The sequence below is a fragment of the Sulfitobacter alexandrii genome (genome assembly GCF_001886735.1).
Taxonomy (GTDB): domain Bacteria; phylum Pseudomonadota; class Alphaproteobacteria; order Rhodobacterales; family Rhodobacteraceae; genus Sulfitobacter; species Sulfitobacter alexandrii.
This window is the reverse complement of the sequence record NZ_CP018076.1, coordinates 775,158-797,538: the sequence shown is the minus strand read 5'-3', so window position 1 is coordinate 797,538 and position 22,381 is coordinate 775,158. Positions and strand designations below refer to the sequence as shown.

The window sequence follows — 22,381 nt, the reverse complement described above, 5'->3', positions numbered from 1 at the left end:
CTCAGCTCTCATCCGGGGTGTCGGGACTGCGCATGCGGCGCGGCAGCGACGCCGGGCGACCACCCGACACGGCCTTGGCGAGCAGGGAGATATCGTGACGCAGCTCGGCCATGGTTTCCTGTCGGCCTGCCGATATTTCCTCGAGAATGCGCAGCATCTGAACGTCGATGGACCTCAGCCGCATCCGGCTTTCGGCATCCATGCCATCGCCGCCGGACTTTTCCAGCGCCCCGATCAGCCGCTCCTGACCTTCCGCGATGCGCTCCAACGCGGCGACAGGGGCGTCGCCCTGTTCCATCCGCGTGGTCATGCGATCCACCGCATCGGCCAGCTTGCCCAGCTTCTCGTCCACCATCGACCGGCTGATGTCGGACTGGGTGTACATCTGTTGCAGGCTGTCCATCTGCTCGACCATGTGATCGAGAACGCCCGCCACCATCTGCTGGTCACCACTGGCGTCGTCGCCTGCCGTGAACCCGACCCGCGTGATCGAGCTCAGCCAGTCTTCGAGCTCCTGGTAGAAACGGTTCTGACCGTGGCCGGCGAACAGTTCCAGAAGGCCCACCACCAGCGACCCTGCAAGCCCCAGCAGCGACGAGCCGAAGGCAACGCCCATGCCCCCCAGCTGTGCCTCAAGCCCGGTCATCAGCCGGTTGAACACGTTCACACCCCCTTCGCCCTCGGACGGGGCGAGGCTGCGAATGGTGTCGACCACCGCCGGAACGGTCGTGGCCAGACCGTAGAAGGTGCCGAGAAGGCCGAGGAATATCAGCATGTTGACGATGTAACGCGTGATTTCACGCGCCTCGTCGATGCGGGTCGCGACGGAATCCAAGATCGACCGGGTGGACGTCGCGCTGACCTGCATCCGCGCGTTGCGGGTCCGCAGAAGCTGCGCCAGTGGCGCCAGCAGTTGCGGCGCGACCGTGTCGGGATCCGGTTTGTCCGAGGCGAAGTTCTCGATCCACCGCACCGAACCGATCAGCTGGTAAACCTGATAGAAACAGGCCAGCACGCCGATGAAGAACACCAGCACGATGACCCCGTTCAGGTAGGGATTGGCCACGAAGATCGGAAAGACCGACGGCAGGGCAAGGAACCCGCCCACGGCGGTCAGTGCCAGCACGATCAGCATCAGTGTGATCTGACGAACCGGCTGGGAAAACTGTGGTGTTCTTGCGCGGTCTGGCTGCGCCATCAGGGCTTGCTCCCGACCCTTTTTCCTGCTCTCGCCGGTGTTTATACCGGATTTGCCACGTTGCGCCATGTAATTATGAGGTCAGGTGCCTCACCCTTTCGTGCAGCCAGTCGAGTTCAGGGTCCTGCAGGCCGATCTCGGAGAGGTGGCGCGCGGTGTTGTAGAGGTACTCCGTATTCGGGCCGCGCCCACCAACCGCCGTCGCGATGATCCGGGCCTGTTCCTCCAGCGGAAGGCCCCCGCAGTACTGTTCGTGGGTCTCGTCGATGACGTAGACCACCGCACGGACCCGTCTGCCGTCCGCCAGATCCACGTCGAGGTTCTTTTCGATGTAGGCGGATGAAATCAGTTCCCGCTCGCGCAGGTATGCCAGCGTGGCGGCCTCGTGTCCCGGTGCCACGCGCAGGGCAATACCGGTGCAGGCATGGTCCGGCTGTTCGTCAAGCGCGAGGACGAGGCCCGGAAGCTCGACGCTGCCACGATGGTGGATAGACCGCATGCAGAAAGATCTGGCGTAGCCCGGCAAGGTGCCGACCACGCTTTCCGCCACTTCGAACCCCGGGTTCCACAACAGCGACCCGTACCCGAACACCCACATTTCCATCTGGCTGGTCCTTTCGCTTTGTCCCCGGTAAACCGCATCGGCAGGATGATTGAAAGGGGTGTCTTGGATGCGCAGGCTCTTGGTATTGCTGGTGTCGCTCGCCCTTCTGTGGTGCCTGTGGTGGGCTGCAGCCAGCTATGGCCTGCGACAGGGGGTAACGTCGCTGCTGCAGGATCGCCGCGCCGCCGGATGGCAGGCGGAGGCACGGCTGGTCCAATCGGGATTTCCGCTGCGCCTCGACGGCCGGCTCGAAGAGGTGGCGCTGGTGGATCCGACCGGTGGCAGTGGTCTGACGGCGGATCACGTCGCGCTGTCGGCGCCGGCGTGGTGGCCGGGGTTCGTCACGCTGGACCTGCCCGAAACACCGATGACCGTGACCCTGTCCGGGCAGCCCTTTCGCCTGCGCGCGCAGGATGCCCGCATGAACCTCAGACTGCATCCCGGCACGGCACTCGAACTGGAGAGCGCGACCGTGGAAGGCCGGCAATTCCTGCTGTCAACGGCTCAGGGCGCCTTGCTGAGCGGCGACCGTGCTTCGCTGGTCGCGGTGCAGCAGGCGACCGACCCTGTCTACGACCTGCGGCTGGAAACGGATGCTGTGACACCGGGCGACGTCATTCGCGCGATGCTGAACCTGCCGGCGGACTGGCCCCGCGCCTTCGATGCGCTGGCGCTGCGCGGCAGCGTCGGTTTCGACCGCCCGGTGGATCGCGCGGCACTGGACGGCGTGCCGCCCCAGCCCCGCCTCATCGCGGTGGACTCGCTGGATGTGCGCTGGGGCGAGATCCAGGTCGGGGGCGAAGGGCGCGTGACAATCGATGCGGATGGCATCCCGACCGGTACGGTCACCCTGCGGCTCGCCCGGTGGCAGCGCCTGCTCGACCTTGCCTCGGATACCGGGATGCTCGGCCCGGCGCCGCGCAATCAGGCGCAATTGCTGATGGGCGGACTCGCCAACATCGGCGGGCAGGATGGCGACTTGGAAGTGACGCTTGCCTTTGCCGACGGTCAGATGGCGCTTGGCCCGATCCAGCTTGGCCCGGCCCCGCGGATCCTGCTCGACTAGCCGTCAGCGGCAGTAGCTTCCCGACCGGTAGCGGGCCGTGTCGAAATGGAAGTGATCGCGGTGAAACTTGTTGGCTTCGGGGCCCAGAACGGTGCCGAAAGGCCCGCATGCCGCCTGATGCATCTGGCGCAACGCGCTGGCGTGGCTCCGCGCGTTCCATCCCTGAAGGACGCTGATCTCGGTGCCGTTGCTCAGGACGAAGCCGGATATGTCGATCGCGCGTCCCTTGCCGTGCTCGGAAATCTTCGCGCCCTTCTGGTTGTTGCGCCCCCGGCAGGCATAGTGCGCGGCCACCCGGACGCTCTGCAGGCCGCCCCCCTTGCCCGCAAGGGCCGGTTTCGCGGCACGGTCCATCCATGTTTTCAACGCGTTGGCGGTGGCGCAATCCATGAGCGCAGCGGTGCTCAGTTTCACGCCGGAGACGGTCCTCACCCTGACCGCGTTGTCCACGCCGCAGCCGCTGGTCTCCCCCCGGATGCGTCCGACGGCCTCGCCCTGAATGGCCAGATCACCGCAGACAGCCCCCTTTCTGAGCGTCTCGCGCTGCGCGCGGGCGGCCTTTTCCACCTTGCGGGACCGGAACAGGGGACGCAGCGATTTGAACAGACCGCGGCGTTCGATCTGCGGTTCCTGCGCCGCGATCCGGTCATCGGACGGGGCGGCGGGCACTTCGGGTGCGGCCTCGGCAGCCATGGCAGGCGCAGTGACGACAGGGGTGCCGTCCGCGCGGGGAACGGGGCGGAGTGAACCGGTCGGCGCGTTCGCATGCGCCACGGTGGCCACCGCCACCAGAGCGCAAACCGCGCCGAACCGTTTCATTTCTTGCCCCCTCCCCGGCCGAAATCCGGCGCATCGGTGTCCTGTCCCGCCTCGATGATCCCCTTGCGGATCGCGCGGGTGCGGGTGAAGTAGTCGTGCAGATGCGCCCCGTCACCTTGGCGGATCGCCCTTTGCAGGGCAAACAACTCTTCCGTGAAGCGGCCGAGGATCTCCAGCGTGGCATCCTTGTTCGACAGAAAAACGTCGCGCCACATGGTCGGGTCCGATGCCGCGATGCGGGTGAAATCCCGGAAACCGCCGGCGGAATACTTGATCACCTCGCTGTCGGTGACCCGGCGCAGGTCGTCCGCCACGCCGACCATCGTGTAGGCGATAAGGTGGGGCGCATGGCTGGTCACGGCAAGGACGAGGTCATGATGGTCGGCGTCCATCTCGTCCACGTTGGCACCGCAGCCCTCCCAGAACCGGCGGAGCCGGTCCACGGCGGCGGGATCGGTGCCCTCGACCGGGACCAGCAGGCACCAGCGGTTGTCGAAAAGCTCGGCAAAGCCCGACCTCGGGCCGGAATGTTCGGTCCCGGCAAGCGGATGGCCCGGCACGAAATGCACCCCGTCCGGGATGTGGGGCCTGACCTGAGCGATCACGTCCGACTTGACCGATCCCACGTCCGTCACGGTGGCGCCCGGCTTCAGAAGCGGCGCGATCTCGACCGCGATGTCCCCCATGACGCCGACCGGCACGCAAAGCACGACGAGGTCCGCACCCTCGACGGTCTCGGACAGGGTATCGCAGACACGATCGCAAAGCCCGATCTCGCGCGCGGTCTCGCGGGTTTCGGCGGAGCGTGCGTATCCCCTGACCTCGCCCGCCAGTCCGGCGCGGCGAATGGCCCAGAACATCGACGATGCGATCAGGCCGAGCCCGATCAGCGCCACGCGGTCGTAGATTTCAGCCATCCGCCTCACCGTTCTTGAACTGGCGGACCGCGTGGACGACGCGGCGGCAGGAGGGTTCGTCCCCCACCGTGATCCGCAGGCAGTTCGGCAGGTTGTAGTTGGCCGAAGGTCTCACAAGGAGCCCCTCGGCCGTCAGATGCGCATGGCAGGCGGCGGCCTCTTCCGGGCTGGCGAAACGGGCCAGAACGAAGTTGGTCAGCGACACGTCCGACGGCACACCGATCTCGGCAAGGGCGTCGGCCATCCAGCCGCGCATCCGCGCGTTCTCGGCGCGACAGTGGTCGACGTAGGCGACATCGCGGATCGCCGCCTCGGCCGCGCTCAGCGCCGCCTGCGACAGGTTGAAGGGCCCCCTGATGCGGTTCAGCACATCGATCACGTGGCGCGGCCCGTAGCCCCAGCCGACGCGCAGGCCGCCAAGGCCATATATCTTGGAGAAGGTGCGGGTCATGATGACGTTCTCGCGCGATTCCACCAGCGAGGCGCCGCCATCGTACCCGTCGACATATTCCGCATAGGCCCCGTCGAGCACCAACAGCGCCTGGGGTGGCAGGCCGTCGGCCAGTCGTGCGACTTCGCCCGGGGCGATCATGGTCGCTGTCGGGTTGTTGGGGTTCGCGATGAAGACCAGCGCCGTCTTTGAACCGCATGCGGCAAGGATGGCGTCCACGTCGGTGACCCGTTCGCGCTCGCGCACCTCGACCGGGGTCGCCCCCGCCGCCAGCGCGTTGATCTTGTACATGCCAAAGCCGTGTTCGGTGTGGATCACCTCGCCCCCCGGGCCGGCGTAGGCCTGGCACAGGAGCGCGATGATCTCGTCCGAGCCCGCGCCGCATATGATGTTGTCGGCCTCCAGCCCGAGCACCTCGCCGATGGCCTGACGCAGGCTCGCGTGATCGGTCGACGGGTAGCGGTGCAGGGTAAAGGCCGCACGGCGGAACGCTTCCATCGCCGCTTCGGACGGTCCCAGCGGGTTTTCGTTCGAGCTGAGCTTGACCACGTTCTGAATGCCGGCCACATGGCTCGCCCCACCTTGGTAGAGCTCGATATCCATGATGCCGGGCTGCGGTGTGATCTGTGTCATGTGGCGCACTCCATAGTGATGGCCCACCTTCTAGCGGCCCGGTCCGGGCTGCACCACCGGTTTCGTCAGCTTGCCAGCACGTTCCTGAACAGCCACGGATCGCTTTCGTCGATATCCTCGGGGAACAATTCCCACCGGTTCTGAAGCGGGGTCCAATCGGTGTAATGCGCCTCGACGGGGCCGAGGTAGGGGCGCTGGACCTCGAGGCAGCGGGCGTGGTCCATCTCGTCCGTCTCGACGATCCCGGCCTCCGGGTTCTCGAGCGCCCAGACCATCCCGGCCAGCACGGCGGAACTGACCTGAAGGCCGGTGGCGTTCTGGTAGGGTGCAAGCTCGACCGCCTCGGCGTTGCTCAGACGTGAGCCGTACCAGAGCGCGTTCTTCTCGTGGCCGTACAGCAGCACGCCAAGCTCGTCGATGCCTTCGGAAATTTCGTCGGGCTCCATGATGTGATGCCGGGTCTGGGTAACGCCCGAGCCGAACATCTCGTGCAGCGACAGGACAGCGTCGTCAGAGGGGTGATAGGCATAGTGGCACGTGGGCCGATAGTCCGGGTTCGCGGCGTCCCCCACGGTATAGTAGTCCGAGATCGACACCGCCTCGTTGTGGGTCACGAGGAACCCGAACTGCGGACCGGGTGTCGGGCACCAGGTATGCACCCGCGTGATCGCGCCGGGGCGCTCGAACCAGATGGCCGCCTGACACCCGCTGTCGTAACTGTGCGCATTCTCGGGCATCCATGTCTCGTGCGTGCCCCAGCCCAGTTCCGCGGGCTGGAATCCTTCGGCGATGAACCCTTCCACCGACCAGGTGTTGACGAATGTGCCACGTGGCCGCGGCGTGCGGCGGGCCTGCGTGTCCCGCTCGGCGATGTGAACGCCCTTGACCCCGAGGGACTGCATCAGTGTCGCCCAGCCCGCGCGGGTTTCCGGCGTGGTGACGTCCTTGCCGGTATCCTGCGCGAGGGTCAGCAACGCCTCCTTCACGAACCAGCTCACCATGCCCGGGTTGGCGCCGCAGCAGGAGACCGCTGTCGGGCCGCCGGGGTTCGCCGCAGCCTCGTCACGCACCCGCTGGCGCAGGGCGTAGTTCGTCCGCTCCGCGTTGTTCTGGGTCTCGAAGTAGAACCCTTCCCACGGCTCCACGACCGTGTCGATGTAAAGGACACCCAGTTCGCGACAGTACTTCATGATGTCGAGACTGGAGGTATCGACGCTGAGGTTCACGCAGAACCCCTTGCCGTCCTTGAACAGATCCCCCAGCAGGTCGCGGTAGTTCTCGCGCGTCACCTTCTCCGCGATGTGGCGGATCTTTCGCTGGCTGAGAAAGGTGTGCACGCCGTCATCGGGTTCGATGACCACCAGCTTGTCCGCGTCGTAGTCGAAATGCCGTTCGATCAGCGGCAGCGTGCCCCGTCCGATCGAGCCGAAGCCAATCATCACGATGGGACCGTCGATGCGCCCATAGGTGGGATAGGTGGTCATGGCGGCGTCTCCTGCTGTGTCCGGTTCGCCCGGTGATGCATGACACGCGCCGAAGGGTCAATCCTGTGGGGAGCCATCGCCGGGCAGGCAGGCCTCAAGCGCCGCCTTCACGTCGGCCGGCCAGGGGATCGAGGTATGCTTGTCGAGGTCGGAGGCCGCGAGAACCTGCGTGCTGGACCAGCGTTTCTCGCCCTCGCAGCTGATCTCGTGGTACATCGTCACCGATGATCGGCCCACTTTCCGCACGTGCACTTCAAAGGTCAGCTCCTCTCCGAAAAACGAGGGGCTGGAAAAGTCGGACGACAGGTGCACCGTGGGCGTGCCCCAGCGCTCTTCCCAGATGATCTTGTGCCATGGCCAGCCGAGATGGAGCCAGAATTCCTCGTTCACGCCGTTGAGAATGTTGAGATAGGACGGGAAATAGGCGGTGCCGGAAATATCGCAGTCGCCGAAGTTCAACATGCGTGTCGTCTTGAACGGGATGTCCATGGGTCTGCCCTCCTGCGTTGGTAGGTGTTTCTACACAAAGCCGCGCCGCCTTCCCATCCTCAAATGGCCGCTTCCGGAAATGACATGGTTGCCGCGCAACGAGAAAGGCCGCGCCCGGTGGCGCGGCCTTTGCTGAAAACATGTGCGAAGAAGCTTAGTTCTTGGCGTAGAATTCGACGACGAGGTTGGGTTCCATCACCACCGGATAGGGCACGTCGCCCAGCGCCGGGGTGCGCACGAAAGTCGCCGTCATCTTGGAGTGATCCGCCTCGATGTAGTCCGGCACGTCACGTTCGGGCAACTGGGTGGCTTCGAGCAGCGCGACCATCTGCTTGGACCGGTCGCGGACCTCGATCACGTCACCCTCTTTCACACGGTAGGAGGGGATGTTCACCTTGCGGCCGTTCACGCGGACGTGGCCGTGGTTCACGAACTGGCGCGCGGCGAACACGGTCGCGACGAACTTGGCGCGGTAGACCACTGCGTCAAGGCGGCGCTCCAGCAGACCGATCAGGTTCTCACCGGTGTCGCCCTTGACCCGCTCGGCTTCGCCGTAGATGCGGCGGAATTGCTTCTCGGTCAGGTCGCCGTAGTAGCCTTTCAGCTTCTGCTTGGCGCGCAGCTGGATGCCGAAATCGGAAAGCTTGCCCTTGCGGCGCTGGCCGTGCTGGCCGGGGCCGTATTCGCGGCGGTTGACCGGGGACTTCGGGCGGCCCCAGATGTTTTCGCCCATGCGGCGGTCGATCTTGTGCTTGGCAGCGGTGCGTTTGGTCACGGCTGTTCTCCTTTATATGGCCCCTTGGGGCGGTAAAGGGCGTTGTCCTCTGGGTGCGATACCCCGACAGGCATCCCCTTGCGGGGGCCACCAACACCAATGAAGCCGCGCTTATACGGCCGTGCAGCCCGGAGTCAACGTGTCTTTTCAACGGAACATCACGACGGAGCGTCAGGCGGACAAGTCAACTTGACATCGGCGCGCGTACCTCTAGTTGCCCATGGGCTGTCACGCTCCATCGTTTTCATCGGCGTGATTCATATGAGTAACGATCTACGACGAGCCGAAACCCCGATGAGCGAAGAAAAGAAGAGACAGGTCCACCGGGCGTTTGACGACAGCCCGCAGCGATTCAGAGAGAAACACGCCGACGATCAGTTCTCCGGAGCGTCCGGCGTGCTGTTCGAACAGGCCATGGCGCAGACACGCATGGCGATCTGTTTGTCCGACCCCAATGCAGAGGACAGCCCCATCGTGTTCGCCAACCGCGCGTTCATGGAACTGACGGGCTATGACGAGGCCGAAATCGTCGGCCGGAACTGCCGATTTCTGCAGGGCCCCGAAACGGACCCGGCGGCCGTCAGGCGTATCCGCACCGCGCTCGAAAAAGAAGCGGTGATCGTCGTCGAGCTGGTGAACTACCGCAAGGATGGCGAGAAATTCTGGAACGCGCTCCACCTTGGTCCGATCTACAACGAGAACAACGAGCTTCTCTATTATTTCGGCAGTCAGTGGGACGTGTCCGATGTCCACGCGGCCCGGGCGGAGGAAGCCAACGCCAAGGCGATGTCGCGCGAACTGTCTCACCGGATGAAGAACATGTTCTCGGTCATCGCCTCCATCGTGTCGGTCACCGGGCGCATGGAGGGGAACACAAGCATCGCGGAAGCGATCAACCAGCGTATCCGCGCCCTGGGCCGGGCCTATGAGCCCACCCTGGACGACGCGCGCCTCGGCTCGATCGAGGTCGGGCAGGCGATCCGGTCGGTGCTGGCGCCCTACGATCCGGAGGAAGACCGGATAGAGCTCGATGGCAACGGCCTGCGTGCCGAAGCCAATGTGGTGTCGATCCTCGGCCTCGCCCTGCATGAACTTGCCACCAACGCAATGAAATACGGTGCCCTGGCGACCGATCATGGCAAGGTGAAGGTGGCGTGGCGGCTGGACAAGGACACGTCCATCGCCGAATCGCGGCGGGTGTCCCTGGAATGGACCGAAACCGGGACCGTCCCAAAGGAATTGCGCGAGAAATCGGGCGGCACGGGTCACAACATCATGGAAACGCTGCTACGATCGGCCGATGGCGTGATCGACTACGACTGGCGCCCGGAAGGGCTGCACGTCCACATTTCGCTACCCCTGATAGACTAGGAGACCAGATGCAGGAAACGATGGCCAATGGGGCGGATCGCCTCAAACGGATTCTCGTGCTCGATGACGAGGCACTGATCCTGATGGATCTCGAGTTCTCCCTGTCGGAAGCGGGGTTCACGCCGGTCACCGCCAGTTCGGCGGAACGGGCGCTTGCGATCATCGACGACAATCCGCCGGATGCCGCCGTGCTGGACGTCAATCTTGGACGTGGCAAGACCTGCGAGCCGGTCGCGGCGCGGCTCAAGGACATCGGCGTGCCGTTCCTGCTGCATACCGGCGATCTCGACCGGCGGGGCGAAATGGTGACGCGGTTCGAAGTCCCCATCGTGGCCAAGCCGTCCTCGCCGGAGGACATACGGCAGGCGATCCTCAGCCTCGAGGCCGAGCCATGCTAGCCACCGGGGCATGGCGGTGGCAGGTGACGATATGGTCGTTCACCAGCCCGCAGGCCTCCATCCAGGCATAGACGATCGTCGGGCCGCAGAACTTGAACCCCGCCTTCTTGAGATCCTTCGACACCCGGATCGACAACGGAGTCTGCGGGGGCACATCGGCCTGCGTCGCGAACCTGTTCTGCACGGGAAATCCATCCACGTAGGACCACATGAAATCCGCGAACCCCTCGCGCGCCTCGATCCGCTGCCAGGCGCGGGCGTTGGAAATGGCCGCCTCGATCTTGCCCCGGTGGCGGACGATCCCCGGATCCTGAAGCAGCCGCGCGACCTCGGGTTCGCCCCACTCCGCGATACGATGCGGGTCGAAACCTTCGAAGGCTGCGCGGAAATTGTCGCGCTTCCTCAGAATCGTGATCCAGCTCAGACCGGCCTGAAACCCGTCGAGAACCAGTTTTTCCCACAAGGCGCGGCTGTCGTACTCGGGCACGCCCCATTCGGTATCGTGGTAGGCGATATACTCCGGATCCGTTCCGGCCCATGCGCAACGCTGCATCAGTCCTCCCCGGCGCGGCAAATTCCACGCGAATTCTTCCCTTAAAGCGCCGTTATCACTTTGGCTGCCATGGTGGCGCGGACCTTGAGGAAAGTACATGCCGTGACCGCCGCAAAGACACAAGAAGGGACGCTCCCGCCCGCCGATGCCATCAGCCCGCTGGCCCGTGCCGTCAGCGCGCGCGACGCCCGGACCCTCGACATGGTGCGTGACGCGATCGCGCACGGTGAAACCCTGCTGGCCTACCAGCCGGTCGTCTCTGCCCGGTTGCCCGGCACCGTCGCCTTTTACGAGGGGCTGATCCGGGTGCTGGACGCCACGGGGAGGGTGATTCCGGCGCGCGACTTCATGCCGGTGGTCGAGGACACGGAACTCGGGCGGCAGCTCGATGTCATCGCCTTGCGCATGGGGCTGACGGCGTTGCAGCGCCATCCCGCCCTGCGCCTGTCGATCAACATGTCCGCCCGTTCCATCGGCTACAAGGGCTGGTCCGAGCTGCTGCAACGAAGCCTGGACCGGAATCCTACCCTGGGCGAACGCCTGATACTGGAAATCACGGAAACCTCGGCCATGACCCTCCCGGAACTGGTGGTGGACCTGATGGACGAAATGCAACCCCGCGGTGTCTGCTTTGCCCTGGACGACTTCGGCGCCGGCCAGACGGCGATCCGCTACTTCAAGGATTTCCTGTTCGACGTGATCAAGATCGACGGACAGTTCATCCGCGGGATCGCGCAGAACGCCGACAACCGTGTGCTGACGGCCGCGCTCGTCTCCATCGCGGGGCATTTCGACATGCTGACCATCGCCGAGAACGTGGAAACGGCGCAGGATGCCGCCGCGGTCGCCGCCCTTGGCGTGGACTGCATGCAGGGATACCATTTCGGCGCGCCGACGCTGAAGCCCGCATGGCTGGCATCTGCCCGGCGGGGCGCGGTGGGATAGCACCGCAACTTTCGTTCAGTTGCCGCCTCGATGTGCATGGGATATGACGGACCCAGAGGGCAGAGGAGTCGCGGCATTCACCCCTCGTCGCGGCGGCACGCATCTGCGCAAAACGAAGAGGAACGCTATCTCATGACCAATGTCGTCATCGCATCCGCCGCACGCACCCCCGTGGGCAGCTTTGGAGGTTCATTCGCCAACACCCCCGCCCATGACCTTGGCGCCGCCGTGCTGCGCGAACTCATCGCCCGCGCGGGTGTCGATGCTGCCGACGTATCCGAGACGATCCTCGGTCAGGTATTGACCGCCGCGCAGGGCCAGAACCCGGCGCGCCAGGCCCATATCAACGCAGGACTGCCGATCGAGTCCGCCGCATGGTCCATCAACCAGGTCTGCGGTTCCGGCCTGCGCGCCGTCGCACTGGGGGCCCAGCACATCCAGCTTGGCGATGCCGAGATCGTGGCCGCCGGCGGGCAGGAAAACATGACGATGTCCCCCACGCCCAGAACCTGCGCGCGGGTCAGAAAATGGGCGACCTGCAATTCATCGACACGATGATCAAGGATGGCCTGTGGGATGCGTTCAACGGCTATCACATGGGCCAGACCGCCGAGAACGTGGCCGAGAAATGGCAGATAAGCCGCGACGCGCAGGATGAATTCGCCGTCGCCTCGCAGAACAAGGCAGAGGCCGCGCAGAAGGCGGGGAAGTTCAAGGACGAGATCGTCGCCTACACGGTCAAGGGCCGCAAGGGTGACACGGTCGTGGACAGCGATGAATACATCCGCCATGGCGCGACGATGGAGGCGATGCAGAAACTGCGCCCCGCATTCACCAAGGACGGGTCCGTCACGGCCGCCAACGCCTCGGGTCTGAACGACGGTGCCGCGGGCGCGCTGCTGATGAGCGCTGCCGAAGCCGAGAAGCGCGGCATCGAACCGCTGGCGCGGATCGCTTCCTACGCCACCGCCGGGCTGGACCCGTCGATCATGGGCGTGGGCCCGATCTATGCCAGCCGCAAGGCGCTGGAAAAGGCGGGCTGGAAGCCGGAGGATCTGGACCTGGTGGAAGCAAACGAAGCCTTTGCCGCGCAGGCCTGTGCCGTCAACAAGGACATGGGCTGGGATCCGGCGATCGTGAACGTGAACGGCGGTGCCATTGCCATCGGCCACCCCATCGGTGCCTCGGGCGCGCGCATCCTGAACACGCTGCTCTTCGAGATGAAGCGCCGCGGCGCGAAGAAGGGTCTGGCCACGCTCTGCATTGGCGGCGGCATGGGTGTCGCCATGTGTCTCGAGCGCCCCTGATCGGGGTCTTGGCGCGACCTGCCAACCGGGTCGCGCCTGTGTCTGCTCATGTCCTCGCCCTCTTCCTCCCCGTTTGAACAATTGGTCTGCTCGGGCGGCGGCACGCGTTGCTGCTGGCAGGGGGGATGGCTGGATATCGTGCGCGACGAAATCGCCCTTGACCCCGACCGGATCACGGGTGTCAGCGGCGGCGCCGGGACCGCGGCGGGTTTCATCACGCGGCGCGGCAAGATGTTTCTCGACAACCTGTGCGGCGCCTTCGACTCCCTCGACAGCAACATGGATCCCCACGCTGTCGGGGATGACGGCTGGAGCCCGCACCAGAAGCTTTACCGCGAAGTGGTCAGCGACGTCTTCGACAGGACGGCCATGGCCGAGGTCGCCGATGGACCGTCGTTTCAGATCCTGATCGGGCATCCGCCCGCCGGTGCGCTGGCGCGTCTGACCGGCACCGCCGCGACGCTCGCCTACGAGGCCGAATTGCACCTTGTCGGCAGTCCGCACTTCAACTGGGCCGAAAAGATCGGCGTGACCAGCACCATGGTCGACGCACGCCAGGCCGCGGCCGACGGCAAGCTGGCGGACCTGATCTGCGCGGCTGCCGTGATCCCGCCGCTGTTCGACCCCCGCTCTGGGACGGCAAGCCCGTGATCGATGGCGGCATGGCCGATCAGGCCCCCCTGCCCCGGCCTGACCGGGGCGCAACCCTGATCCTGCTGACCCGCGCCTACGACCGTATCCCCGAGGTCGAGCACCGCACCTACATCAGCCCGAAGGAGGAGGTCGAAGCCGACAAGATCGACTTTACCGACCCGTCAAAGCTGCGGCGGACATGGGCCACGGGCGAGACGGACGGGCGCGAATACCTGTCCGCGCGTCAAGCCGGTACAAATTGAGTTCCGGCGGCCCCTTGGGTGTTGCCAAGGAGGCGCAAGCCGCCTAAACGGGATGTGGTCGAAACAAAGTTGCGTCAAATAGATGCATATCGAAATATCATTACCGGAGGAAACTTAATGTCCCGTGTCGCACTTGTAACCGGCGGAAGCCGTGGGATCGGCGCCGCCATCTCGAAGGAATTGAAGGAGGCGGGCTATTCCGTCGCCGCGACCTATGCCGGCAATGACGAGGCCGCCGCCGAGTTCACCAAGGAGACCGGCATCAAGACTTACAAGTGGAACGTCGCCGACTACGAGTCTTCCAAGAACGGGATCGCACAGGTCGAAGCCGACCTCGGCCCGATCGAGGTGATCGTCGCGAACGCGGGCATCACGCGCGACGCGCCGTTTCACAAGATGACCCCGGAACAGTGGCACCAGGTGATCGACACGAACCTCACGGGTGTCTTCAATACCATCCACCCGGTCTGGCCCGGCATGCGGGAGCGCAAGTTCGGCCGGATCGTGGTCATTTCGTCGATCAATGGCCAGAAAGGGCAATTCGCGCAGGTGAACTATGCCGCGACCAAGGCGGGCGACCTTGGCATCGTGAAGTCTCTGGCGCAGGAAGGCGCGCGCGCCAACATCACCGCCAACGCGATCTGCCCCGGCTATATCGGTACGGACATGGTGATGGCCGTGCCGGAGAAGGTCCGCGAATCCATCATCGCGCAAATCCCTGCAGGCCGTCTGGGCGAGCCCGAGGAAATCGCCCGGGCAGTCAAGTTCCTGGTGGCGGATGACGCGGGTTTCATCAACGGATCGACCATTTCGGCCAACGGGGCACAGTTCTTCGTCTGACGCCCGGACGATCATGACAAAGTGGCCGGCGCGAGGGCGCCGGCCTCAGGCCGAATGGCCTGCAGATCGGCGGGGGCTGCGGTGAAACAGCCCTCCTTCAAGGCGGAGACGGCAGCCTCCCGGGCGACGTGAGCCGCATGAATGGCGCGGCAGGCGGCGGGGTGCGTCGCCTTCCGCTTCCCGTGACCGCCGGGCGCGGAAAACCGAGATTGACAAGACGGCGCATATCCCCGACGCGGTGACCATGCTGCAAGGGGCCGACATAACATGACCCGGACAACCGCGACTGCCGTCGGCTTCATCGCCGTGCTGCTCTGGGCGTTGCTGGCGCTTTTCACCGTCGGTTCGGCGCCCACGCCGCCACTTCTGCTCAACACCCTGTGCTTTGCGACCGGCGGAACGCTGGGGCTGATCTGGGCCTGGGCAACCGGCACACTACCCGCGCTGCAGCACGTGCCGTTCCGGGTATACGCCTTTGGCACATTCGGACTGTTCGGATATCACGCCCTCTATTTCTCGGCACTTCGGCTTGCCCCGGCTGCCGAGGCGGGGCTGATTGCCTACCTCTGGCCGTTGCTGATCGTGATCTTTTCAGGACTGCTGCCGGGCGAACGGCTAAGGGCCGGTCACATGCTGGGCGCGGCACTGGGATTCGCCGGCGCCGCGCTGATCATCACGGGCGGCGGGATGGGATTCTCGGCCGACCATCTGCCGGGTTACATGCTGGCCCTGCTCTGCGCGTTCACATGGTCCAGCTATTCCGTGCTGTCGCGATTGGTGGGGTTCGCACCGACCGCGTCTGTCACGGTGTTCTGCCTGGCATCCGCGGCCCTGTCCTTGCCGCTGCACCTGATGCTGGAAGAAACGGTCTTGCCCCAAACGGCTTTGGGGTGGGCCGCGATTCTCGGTTTGGGAATTGGCCCTGTGGGGCTTGCGTTCTTCGTCTGGGACATCGGTGTAAAACAGGGCGATATCCAGCTTCTTGGAACGAGCTCTTACGCGGCACCGCTGCTGTCAACGGTGGTACTGGTCCTTGCCGGGGTGGCCGCCCCCAGTTTCACGTTGCTGTGGGCGGCTCTGCTGATCACGGGCGGCGCCGGAGTTGCCGCCTATACGAGCATGAAAAGGCGCTAGGTCGAAAGACGCGTGATCTCTTCCTTCAGACGCAGTTTTTCCTTTTTCATGGTAGCCACTTCCAGATCATCGAAACCGGGGGAGCGTTGGGCATTCTCCACGGCCTCGCTCATCGCCTTGTGTTTCCGCTTCAGGTTCTCCAGATGCGCGTCAAAAGCCATGTAATCCTCCATGTGATGAGTGGGTCCGAAAAGTGGACCACAGAACTGCGGTTCTGTCACGCCGCCATGCAGCATATCGGCCAAACTGGTAAAGCTTTGCTTAATCCCGCCTAAAAGCGGAGCGCTGCCCCCTCCCGCAGGGCAGCGTCCACCACGGGCGCGTAATCCTTGTTGGCATCGCTGTGATGCGCGCCGACATGCAGGGCGAGGGCCGGATGCAGGCGGAAGGCACCGCGCCCGTTCTTGCGCGCCCGCAGGATCACGCGGTCGGGAGCACGGCCCTCCCGCGCCGCCAACGGCAGCACTTCGACCGACCCCAGGTCGTCGGGCAGCGCGCGTATGAGATCCGGCAGGCGTTCGGCACGGTGGATGAAGTGGGCCTGCCCCCTCGGAGCGAGGCGTTTCGCCGCAACCCTGACCCACGTCGCCAGCGGGGTCGTCTCGCCATGTGCGGCTTCGCGCGCCGGGTCGCCGGACCGAACAGAGGCGGCCCTGTCGTAGTAGGGCGGGTTCGCCAGCACATGATCGAACTGCCGCTGGCGCAGGTCCGCCGGCAACTCCGCCACGTCCGCGGTGAAGACTTCCAGTGCGTCTCCGCCGTTGCGTCGGGCCAGATCGGCCATGGTCGGCTGCACTTCGACGGCGGCCAGACGAAGGCCCGGAACCCTTGAATTCAAACACAAAATCGCGGTTCCCACCCCGCAGCCCAGTTCAAGCACACGCTGGCCGGTGGTGGCGCCGACGCTTGCGGCCAGCAGTACCGCGTCCACCCCCGCGCGGTAGCCCTCGCGCGGTTGCCACAGATGCAGCCTGCCCCCCAGAAAGGCGTCGCGCGTCAGGTTGCTATTGCCCGTGCCGGTCACAGGCCCAGGGGAATGTCGTTGTCCCGAAGAACCTGAACCGCTGCCGCGTGATCGTCGGGATGGACCATCAGCCGGCGCGGAAAGATTCCGATGCCCCCTTCGAGAACGCTCATGTTTACGTCCATCTCGAAGCAGGCTATATCCTCGCCCCTGAGAAGGGCGGTGGCAAAGGCGATGGTCGTCATGTCGGTGCTGCGCAAAAGTTCCTTCATTACAGTGATCTGGGCCATGCGCGCCCGTTTGTCGAGCCTTGGGTGGGGTAAAGCCATGAATATCGCGACAAAGGCGAAACCGCACGACAGGCTGGCCACCTACCTCTCCGAGGACATGACCGCGGTCGGCGCACTGATCCGCGAGCGGATGGCGTCGGAACACGCGCCGCGCATCCCCGAAGTCACGGCCCATCTGGTCGAGGCGGGCGGCAAGCGACTGCGCCCCATGCTGACCCTCGCCGCGGCGCGGATGTGCGGCTATGACGGTCCCTATCACGTCCACCTTGCCGCAACGGTGGAGTTCATCCACACCGCCACCCTGCTGCACGACGACGTGGTCGACGAGAGCGCGCAGCGGCGTGGGCGGCCCACCGCGAACCTGCTGTGGGACAACCAGTCGTCGGTTCTCGTCGGAGATTACCTGTTCGCCCGATCCTTCCAGCTGATGACGGAACCCGGATCCATGCGGGTGATGCGGATCCTGTCGAACGCCGCCGCGACGATCGCCGAGGGCGAGGTGCTACAGTTGACCGCGGCGCAGAATCTCGCGACCGACGAGAGCGTCTATCTGCAGGTGGTGCGGGGCAAGACGGCGGCCCTTTTCTCCGCCGCGACGGGGGTGGGCGGCGTGATCGCCGACGCGCCCGAAGATCATGTGCGCGCCCTTTTCGACTATGGCGACGCGCTTGGCGTCGCTTTCCAGATCGTGGACGACCTGCTGGACTACCGCGGTCAATCGGATGCCACGGGCAAGAACGTCGGCGACGATTTCCGCGAACGCAAGCTGACACTCCCGGTCATCAAGGCGGTGGCAAAGGCCGACGCGGAGGAGCGCGCATTCTGGGTGCGCACCATCGAGAAAGGTCGGCAGGAAGAAGGCGATCTCGATACCGCACTTGGACTGCTCCACCGCCACGACGCCCTGATGGAGACAGAGCGCGAAGCCCGCAACTGGGCAGAAAAAGCCCGGTCGGCGCTGGCCCCCCTGCCCGATCATCCGGTGCGGGAAATGCTGTCTGACCTTGCCGAGTACGTCGTCAGCCGGATCGGCTGATCCGCGGCTGCGACAGCGCCTGCATGTCGCCCAGTTGCGTCGGTGTCACCCACCAGTGCGGGTGCCGGTCCGAAATGCGCGCCGCCGCCGTTTTCGCCGATGCCGCGTGGTCGAACAGCCCGAAGCAGGTCGCGCCCGATCCCGACATCCGGGCCAGCAGACAGCCCTGCGCGCCTTCCAGCGCGGCGAGAACATCGCCGATGGCGGGCACCAGAGAAAGGGCCGCTTCCTGAAGGTCGTTGCGTTGGTCTCGCAGCCACGACACGAGATGGCGGCGGCCTTCGAAATCGGGCAGAGTGGCCGGCATCGGCGCGTTTTCGGCGCGTTGAAGTTCACGGAAGACGACCGGGGTGGCCAAGGCCACGCGCGGGTTGATCAGGACGGCGTGCAGGCCCGGAAGGTCGGGCATCGGCGTCAGGATCTCTCCGATGCCCTGCATCCGGACCGGGCGGCAGTCGAGGCAGACGGGAACGTCCGCCCCCAGCGGCAGAAAGCGGGCGGCCGGGTCGACTGCGGCTGCCTGCGCACCGCCCGACGCCCCCATCGCGAGGAGCACGCGCACCGCAGCGGCGGCATCGGCGGAGCCGCCTCCGATGCCGGAGGACACCGGCAGGTTCTTTTCCAGCTTGAAGCGGCCGCCATCGGCTTCCGCCAGCGACGCCGCCCGCAGCACGAGGTTCGACGGCCCCGCCTCCAGCCCACCGGCTTCCGGGCCCGTGATCGACAGGGACAGCGGCCCGCCAACGGTGTATTCCAGCCGGTCGCCCACGTCGGCGAAAACCACGAGCGAATCCAGCAGGTGATATCCGTCGTCCCGCTTGCCGGTGATGTGAAGTGTCAGGTTGATCTTGGCGGGGGCGCGCACCCGGGCGCGCGCGGTTACTTCAGCCACCTGTCGCTTAGATATCGCTGCTGGTTTTCAAGGGCTCCGCGCCCTCTTCTTCCAGCACTGCGTCAAGCCCCACTTCCAGCTTGCGGCGGATGCGGTCCGGATCGGCCTCGCCGTCGTCATCCTCGGGATCGACGAAGGAGATCGCCCGCCGCCACTGGAATTCGGCCTCGCGCTTGCGGCCCACCGCCCAATAGACATCACCCAGATGATCGTTGATGACCGGATCGACGGCCAGCAGTTCCACCGCCCGTTCCATCTGGTCCACCGCCTCGTCGTAGCGGCCGAGGCGGTAAAGCACCCAGCCGAGTGAATCCACGATGTAGCCGGAATCGGGGCTGGCCGCGACCGCGCGTTCGATCATGTCCAGCGCCTCGTCCAGATTGCGCTGCTGCTCGACCAGGGAATACCCCAGATAGTTCAGCACCTGGGGCTGCTCGGGGTTGATCTCCAGCGCGGCGCGGAAATCCGCCTCGGCCTCGTCCATGTCGCCGGAGCGCTCGTGCGCGATGCCACGGGAGTAGTAGAGCACCCAGCGCATGCGGGTGTCGTCTGACACGCGTTCGATGGCCCGGTCGTAAGCCGCGATGGCCCCGGCCCAATCTTCCTGCCCACGCAGGATGTCCCCCAGCGTGGAATGCACGACGGCAAGGTCGCCGTGGCTGCGTGCCAGTTGGTTCAGCACTTCGATCGCCTGATCCTCCCGTCCCGACCGGCGCAGCGCCCCGGCACGGCCCAGTTCTGCCGCGTGATAGGTGGGATTGTCCGAAGGTACGGCGGCGAATTCCTCGATCGCGAGATCGAACTGACCGAGATTCTCGAGCAACTCGGCGGTCAGCAGCAGGGCGTCCATGTGATCGGGCCGCAGGTAGCGGGCCACGCGCGAATACAGCAGGACGTAATAGTCGCCCGCATCCTCGCTCTTGAGAACGGCGGAAAAAGTGAAGAAGACCTCGGCCATGCCGGCAAGCGGGTCCGGCACATGGGTGAAGGGAACGGGATCACCCGCCTCCAGCGCGTCGATCAGCATGTCGAGTTCGGGGTCCGTTCCGGCGCCAAAGCTGGTCCGGATCAGGGTCAGCGCCTCTTCCGGCTTTTCAAGCTGCGCCAGAATCTCGGCATGGGCCATGACGCCGCGCCGGGTCTGCCCGGCGGCCCCCACCAGCCCCTCGCCGAAAATCTCTTCGGCCCCTTCGTAGTCCCCCACGCTCGCCAGGGCGAGCGCCTTGTGATACATCACGAACCCCTGCATTCCCGGCTCTTCGCTCAGGGTGTCGAAGGCCGACATGGCAGAGGTAACGTCACCCGCGCCCATGTACGCCCAGGCCTTCACGAGCCCGTCCACCCACGGGCCGATCCCCGTGGGGTCGTCTCCGCGTTCGAGCAGGGCCTGGTAGTCGCCCTTCTTGGCAAGATCCGCGGTCAGCACGAGCCGGGCCACCTGGCTGCGGTGGTTCTTTTCCTCGAGCGCGCGGGCCAGCGGCAATGCCTTTTCCACATCCCCCAACGACAGCAGCGCCAGCGTGCCGCTTTCCATCAGTTCCGCATTGGTGGGGTCCTGTGCCAGCGCCTCGGTGTAGTAGCGCGCCGCTTCCTCGTAGTCACTGTTCACGGCGGCATGACGCCCGGCAAGGTAGGATCCCGCGACCGACTGCGCCTGCGCCGGCGGCGTCAGCATGGTCCCTGCTGCAAGAACGGCAACCGTACTCAGCACAAGTCTCAACATATCGCTACTGCCTCTCATCGGGAATTTGCGAAAGGCTATCAGGTCCAGCGCCAAGCGCAATGCCGCAGCCCCGCCATGACACAGCTGTGAGCAAAGGCACGCGGACGGCGGGCCGTCCGGCTCAATCCACACCCACCGGCTCGCCCTCCACCGGGTAGGTCAGGCAGGGATCCAGAACGATCTGGCGCTCTCCCGCGCGATTGTACCCCCCCGCGAACTGCACCGGCTCGCCCGTCACCTCCTGGGGGTAGTAGGTGACGCACATCACCTGAACCTCCTGCGGGTCGCACATGATGAGATAGGCCAGTGCCCCGTCCCAATGGCTTTGCGTGATGGGGCCTTCAATCACCATGCTGATCCGGCCTCCGATATCGGGTGCCCTGTCGATCCAGTCGGGCATGGTTTCGCAGGTGGCCGGGGTGCCGAACCCCTCTCCGGGACGAAACGGCCCGTCCTCCTCGAAAGCCAGCTCTTGCGCGGCGGCTCCGATACAAACCGCCAGCATCCCGCAGAGCGCCCCAAGCGTCGATCCGATGAAATTCATTGTATTCACAGCCTCTGTTTCAAGTGGCCCGGGCGGGAGCGCCCCGGCTCGGCCAGATTAGGCCGACACCACAGCGCGGTCTTTCAGGATCACGGACGCCTTGTTAGGATTCGACTCTCTGGTCCGGAACAGAAAATGACTCAGCCCACAGATGCCTCCGCTTTCGCGGACCACGCCGATTTCTACCGGCGCGGCCCCTACGCCCGTTACATGATCGACCGGAAGATCGTGGGACAAGCGCCGGTCAGCCTGTTCTCTGCCCGGCAACCGGCAGGCCATTTCCCCGACCCCGCGATGCCCAACGTCCTGCTCTATCTGGCGACCCGTGGCACGCGCGAGGCGCAGTTCGACTGGGGGTGCGGTCGCTGGGTCGGCCCATGGCGCAGCCAGGATCTGACCCTCGTCCCGCCAGACACCGCGTCGGATGTCACCTTGTCCGGTCCACATGCGTTCATCGGCTTGTGTCTTCCCGTCAGCCTGTTCGACGGCGAAGAAACCTGCGCGCGGGAAAGACTGGGCAGGCTTGGTCCACTCTATGCCGCGCCGTTTCGGGACGACTTGCTGCTTCAGCTCTGCACAACGCTCTGGCGCGAGGGGGAAGACAGCACCGGCTACAGCCTCTTTGCGGACAGCGCCCTGCACCTTGTCGTGGACCGCCTGACCTTCCTGGCGCAGCAGCGGCGAACGCCGGAACGGGGCGACCGCCTTTCCCCGGCAGTTCTCAAGTCAGTCGATGACTATATCAACGAAGGCCTGGACGGCACCCTGCGCGTCGCTGACCTTGCCAAGGTCGCGGGCATGGGCACCGCCCGCTTTGCAAGGTTGTTTCGACAGACCACAGGGCGAACCGTGTATGCCCATGTGCTGGCCCTGCGCGTGGCGCGGGCGCAGGAACGTATCGCCATGGACACCACCGCAGGCCTTGCCGAAATTGCGCTGGACTGCGGGTTTTCCAGCCAGTCGCACATGACGTCCGTGTTCCGCCAGGTGACTGGACGCACGCCGGGCGGTCGGAGGTGAGCGCGACCGGCTGAAACGAATAAGGCGGGGTC

At 65.2% G+C, this 22,381-nt stretch carries 25 protein-coding genes and 1 pseudogene; 11 read left to right on the top strand and 15 right to left on the bottom strand.

The features are described 5' to 3' along the window. Window position 1 precedes the first annotated feature (1 nt). Window positions 2–1,198: a biopolymer transporter ExbB gene (locus BOO69_RS03925; RefSeq protein WP_071970501.1), complete on the bottom strand. Its 1,197-nt coding sequence runs from the start codon at window positions 1,196–1,198 to the stop codon at window positions 2–4. 73 nt (window positions 1,199–1,271) lie between these two features. Further along, window positions 1,272–1,802, bottom strand: coding sequence for a gamma-glutamylcyclotransferase (locus BOO69_RS03920; protein ID WP_071970499.1), 531 nt, complete (start codon window positions 1,800–1,802; stop codon window positions 1,272–1,274). Window positions 1,803–1,869: 67 nt separating this feature from the next. Between BOO69_RS03920 and BOO69_RS03915 the strand changes: the two genes are divergently transcribed. Continuing rightward, window positions 1,870–2,868, top strand: a complete 999-nt coding sequence (locus BOO69_RS03915) for a DUF2125 domain-containing protein (RefSeq protein WP_071970497.1) — start codon at window positions 1,870–1,872, stop codon at window positions 2,866–2,868. A gap of 3 nt (window positions 2,869–2,871) precedes the next feature. Here the strand turns inward: BOO69_RS03915 and BOO69_RS03910 are convergent, their stop codons facing one another. The 6 genes from BOO69_RS03910 to rpsD all read right to left on the bottom strand — a co-directional run bounded on the left by BOO69_RS03910 (window position 2,872) and on the right by rpsD (window position 8,436). Continuing rightward, window positions 2,872–3,687, bottom strand: a complete 816-nt coding sequence (locus BOO69_RS03910; RefSeq protein ID WP_071970495.1) for an extensin-like domain-containing protein — start codon at window positions 3,685–3,687, stop codon at window positions 2,872–2,874. Continuing rightward, window positions 3,684–4,604, bottom strand: coding sequence for a prephenate/arogenate dehydrogenase family protein (locus BOO69_RS03905; protein WP_071970493.1), 921 nt, complete (start codon window positions 4,602–4,604; stop codon window positions 3,684–3,686). The genes BOO69_RS03910 and BOO69_RS03905 overlap by 4 nt, the downstream gene beginning before the upstream one ends. Further along, complete coding sequence (hisC, locus tag BOO69_RS03900) at window positions 4,597–5,688, bottom strand: histidinol-phosphate transaminase (RefSeq protein ID WP_071970491.1); 1,092 nt, start codon at window positions 5,686–5,688, stop codon at window positions 4,597–4,599. The genes BOO69_RS03905 and hisC overlap by 8 nt, the downstream gene beginning before the upstream one ends. 65 nt (window positions 5,689–5,753) lie before the next feature. Then, window positions 5,754–7,172: a homospermidine synthase gene (locus BOO69_RS03895; protein WP_071970489.1), complete on the bottom strand. Its 1,419-nt coding sequence runs from the start codon at window positions 7,170–7,172 to the stop codon at window positions 5,754–5,756. 57 nt (window positions 7,173–7,229) lie between these two features. Next, window positions 7,230–7,661: an acyl-CoA thioesterase gene (locus tag BOO69_RS03890; RefSeq protein WP_172839493.1), complete on the bottom strand. Its 432-nt coding sequence runs from the start codon at window positions 7,659–7,661 to the stop codon at window positions 7,230–7,232. A 154-nt stretch (window positions 7,662–7,815) separates the two neighbouring features. Then, complete coding sequence (gene rpsD, locus BOO69_RS03885) at window positions 7,816–8,436, bottom strand: 30S ribosomal protein S4 (RefSeq protein ID WP_071970487.1); 621 nt, start codon at window positions 8,434–8,436, stop codon at window positions 7,816–7,818. 294 nt (window positions 8,437–8,730) lie between these two features. On the opposite strand from rpsD, the gene BOO69_RS03880 reads away from it, so the two are divergent. After that, complete coding sequence (locus BOO69_RS03880; RefSeq protein ID WP_071970485.1) at window positions 8,731–9,807, top strand: PAS domain-containing protein; 1,077 nt, start codon at window positions 8,731–8,733, stop codon at window positions 9,805–9,807. An 8-nt stretch (window positions 9,808–9,815) separates the two neighbouring features. After that, window positions 9,816–10,205 (top strand): response regulator, encoded by a 390-nt coding sequence (locus BOO69_RS03875; RefSeq protein WP_083545442.1) that lies wholly within the window; start codon window positions 9,816–9,818, stop codon window positions 10,203–10,205. Here BOO69_RS03875 and BOO69_RS03870 read toward each other — a convergent pair. After that, on the bottom strand, window positions 10,180–10,758 hold the full coding sequence (locus BOO69_RS03870; protein ID WP_071970483.1) for a DNA-3-methyladenine glycosylase I: 579 nt from the start codon (window positions 10,756–10,758) through the stop codon (window positions 10,180–10,182). The genes BOO69_RS03875 and BOO69_RS03870 overlap by 26 nt on opposite strands. Before the next feature lie 102 nt (window positions 10,759–10,860). On the opposite strand from BOO69_RS03870, the gene BOO69_RS03865 reads away from it, so the two are divergent. The 6 genes and pseudogenes from BOO69_RS03865 to yddG all read left to right on the top strand — a co-directional run bounded on the left by BOO69_RS03865 (window position 10,861) and on the right by yddG (window position 15,880). Beyond that, the gene (locus BOO69_RS03865; RefSeq protein WP_071970481.1) at window positions 10,861–11,703 is read left to right on the top strand and encodes an EAL domain-containing protein; all 843 of its coding nucleotides are present in this window, start codon (window positions 10,861–10,863) and stop codon (window positions 11,701–11,703) included. 132 nt (window positions 11,704–11,835) lie between these two features. After that, window positions 11,836–13,010: pseudogene (locus tag BOO69_RS03860) on the top strand (acetyl-CoA C-acetyltransferase). A gap of 48 nt (window positions 13,011–13,058) precedes the next feature. Continuing rightward, a complete protein-coding gene (locus tag BOO69_RS03855; protein WP_335743933.1) occupies window positions 13,059–13,661 on the top strand; it encodes a patatin-like phospholipase family protein in 603 nt (200 codons plus the stop codon). Window positions 13,662–13,672: 11 nt separating this feature from the next. Beyond that, the gene (locus BOO69_RS23610) at window positions 13,673–13,906 is read left to right on the top strand and encodes a hypothetical protein (RefSeq protein ID WP_335743932.1); all 234 of its coding nucleotides are present in this window, start codon (window positions 13,673–13,675) and stop codon (window positions 13,904–13,906) included. A gap of 117 nt (window positions 13,907–14,023) precedes the next feature. After that, entirely contained in the window at window positions 14,024–14,746 is a 723-nt protein-coding gene (gene phbB / locus BOO69_RS03850) for an acetoacetyl-CoA reductase (RefSeq protein WP_071970480.1), read from the top strand. Between the two features lie 267 nt (window positions 14,747–15,013). Continuing rightward, on the top strand, window positions 15,014–15,880 hold the full coding sequence (gene yddG / locus BOO69_RS03845) for an aromatic amino acid exporter YddG (RefSeq protein ID WP_071970478.1): 867 nt from the start codon (window positions 15,014–15,016) through the stop codon (window positions 15,878–15,880). On the opposite strand, the gene BOO69_RS03840 is transcribed toward yddG, so the two are convergent. From BOO69_RS03840 to BOO69_RS03830, 3 genes are all read right to left on the bottom strand, one after another. After that, window positions 15,877–16,041: a YdcH family protein gene (locus BOO69_RS03840; RefSeq protein ID WP_071970476.1), complete on the bottom strand. Its 165-nt coding sequence runs from the start codon at window positions 16,039–16,041 to the stop codon at window positions 15,877–15,879. The two genes, yddG and BOO69_RS03840, sit on opposite strands and share 4 nt — an antisense overlap. Before the next feature lie 110 nt (window positions 16,042–16,151). Further along, window positions 16,152–16,904: a tRNA1(Val) (adenine(37)-N6)-methyltransferase gene (locus tag BOO69_RS03835; protein WP_071970474.1), complete on the bottom strand. Its 753-nt coding sequence runs from the start codon at window positions 16,902–16,904 to the stop codon at window positions 16,152–16,154. Beyond that, a complete protein-coding gene (locus BOO69_RS03830; RefSeq protein WP_071970472.1) occupies window positions 16,901–17,116 on the bottom strand; it encodes a putative signal transducing protein in 216 nt (71 codons plus the stop codon). The genes BOO69_RS03835 and BOO69_RS03830 overlap by 4 nt, the downstream gene beginning before the upstream one ends. 55 nt (window positions 17,117–17,171) lie before the next feature. Here BOO69_RS03830 and BOO69_RS03825 point away from each other — a divergent pair, with 55 nt between their 5' ends. Further along, complete coding sequence (locus BOO69_RS03825) at window positions 17,172–18,170, top strand: polyprenyl synthetase family protein (protein ID WP_071970470.1); 999 nt, start codon at window positions 17,172–17,174, stop codon at window positions 18,168–18,170. On the opposite strand, the gene BOO69_RS03820 is transcribed toward BOO69_RS03825, so the two are convergent. From BOO69_RS03820 to BOO69_RS03810, 3 genes are all read right to left on the bottom strand, one after another. After that, on the bottom strand, window positions 18,154–19,062 hold the full coding sequence (locus BOO69_RS03820) for a 4-(cytidine 5'-diphospho)-2-C-methyl-D-erythritol kinase (RefSeq protein ID WP_237267557.1): 909 nt from the start codon (window positions 19,060–19,062) through the stop codon (window positions 18,154–18,156). The two genes, BOO69_RS03825 and BOO69_RS03820, sit on opposite strands and share 17 nt — an antisense overlap. Window positions 19,063–19,069: 7 nt before the next feature. Further along, window positions 19,070–20,785, bottom strand: a complete 1,716-nt coding sequence (locus BOO69_RS03815; protein ID WP_071970466.1) for a tetratricopeptide repeat protein — start codon at window positions 20,783–20,785, stop codon at window positions 19,070–19,072. A gap of 121 nt (window positions 20,786–20,906) precedes the next feature. Further along, window positions 20,907–21,329: a hypothetical protein gene (locus BOO69_RS03810; RefSeq protein ID WP_071970464.1), complete on the bottom strand. Its 423-nt coding sequence runs from the start codon at window positions 21,327–21,329 to the stop codon at window positions 20,907–20,909. 135 nt (window positions 21,330–21,464) lie between these two features. Between BOO69_RS03810 and BOO69_RS03805 the strand changes: the two genes are divergently transcribed. Further along, window positions 21,465–22,349: a helix-turn-helix domain-containing protein gene (locus BOO69_RS03805; protein ID WP_071970462.1), complete on the top strand. Its 885-nt coding sequence runs from the start codon at window positions 21,465–21,467 to the stop codon at window positions 22,347–22,349. The last annotated feature ends 32 nt before the right edge of the window (window positions 22,350–22,381 follow it).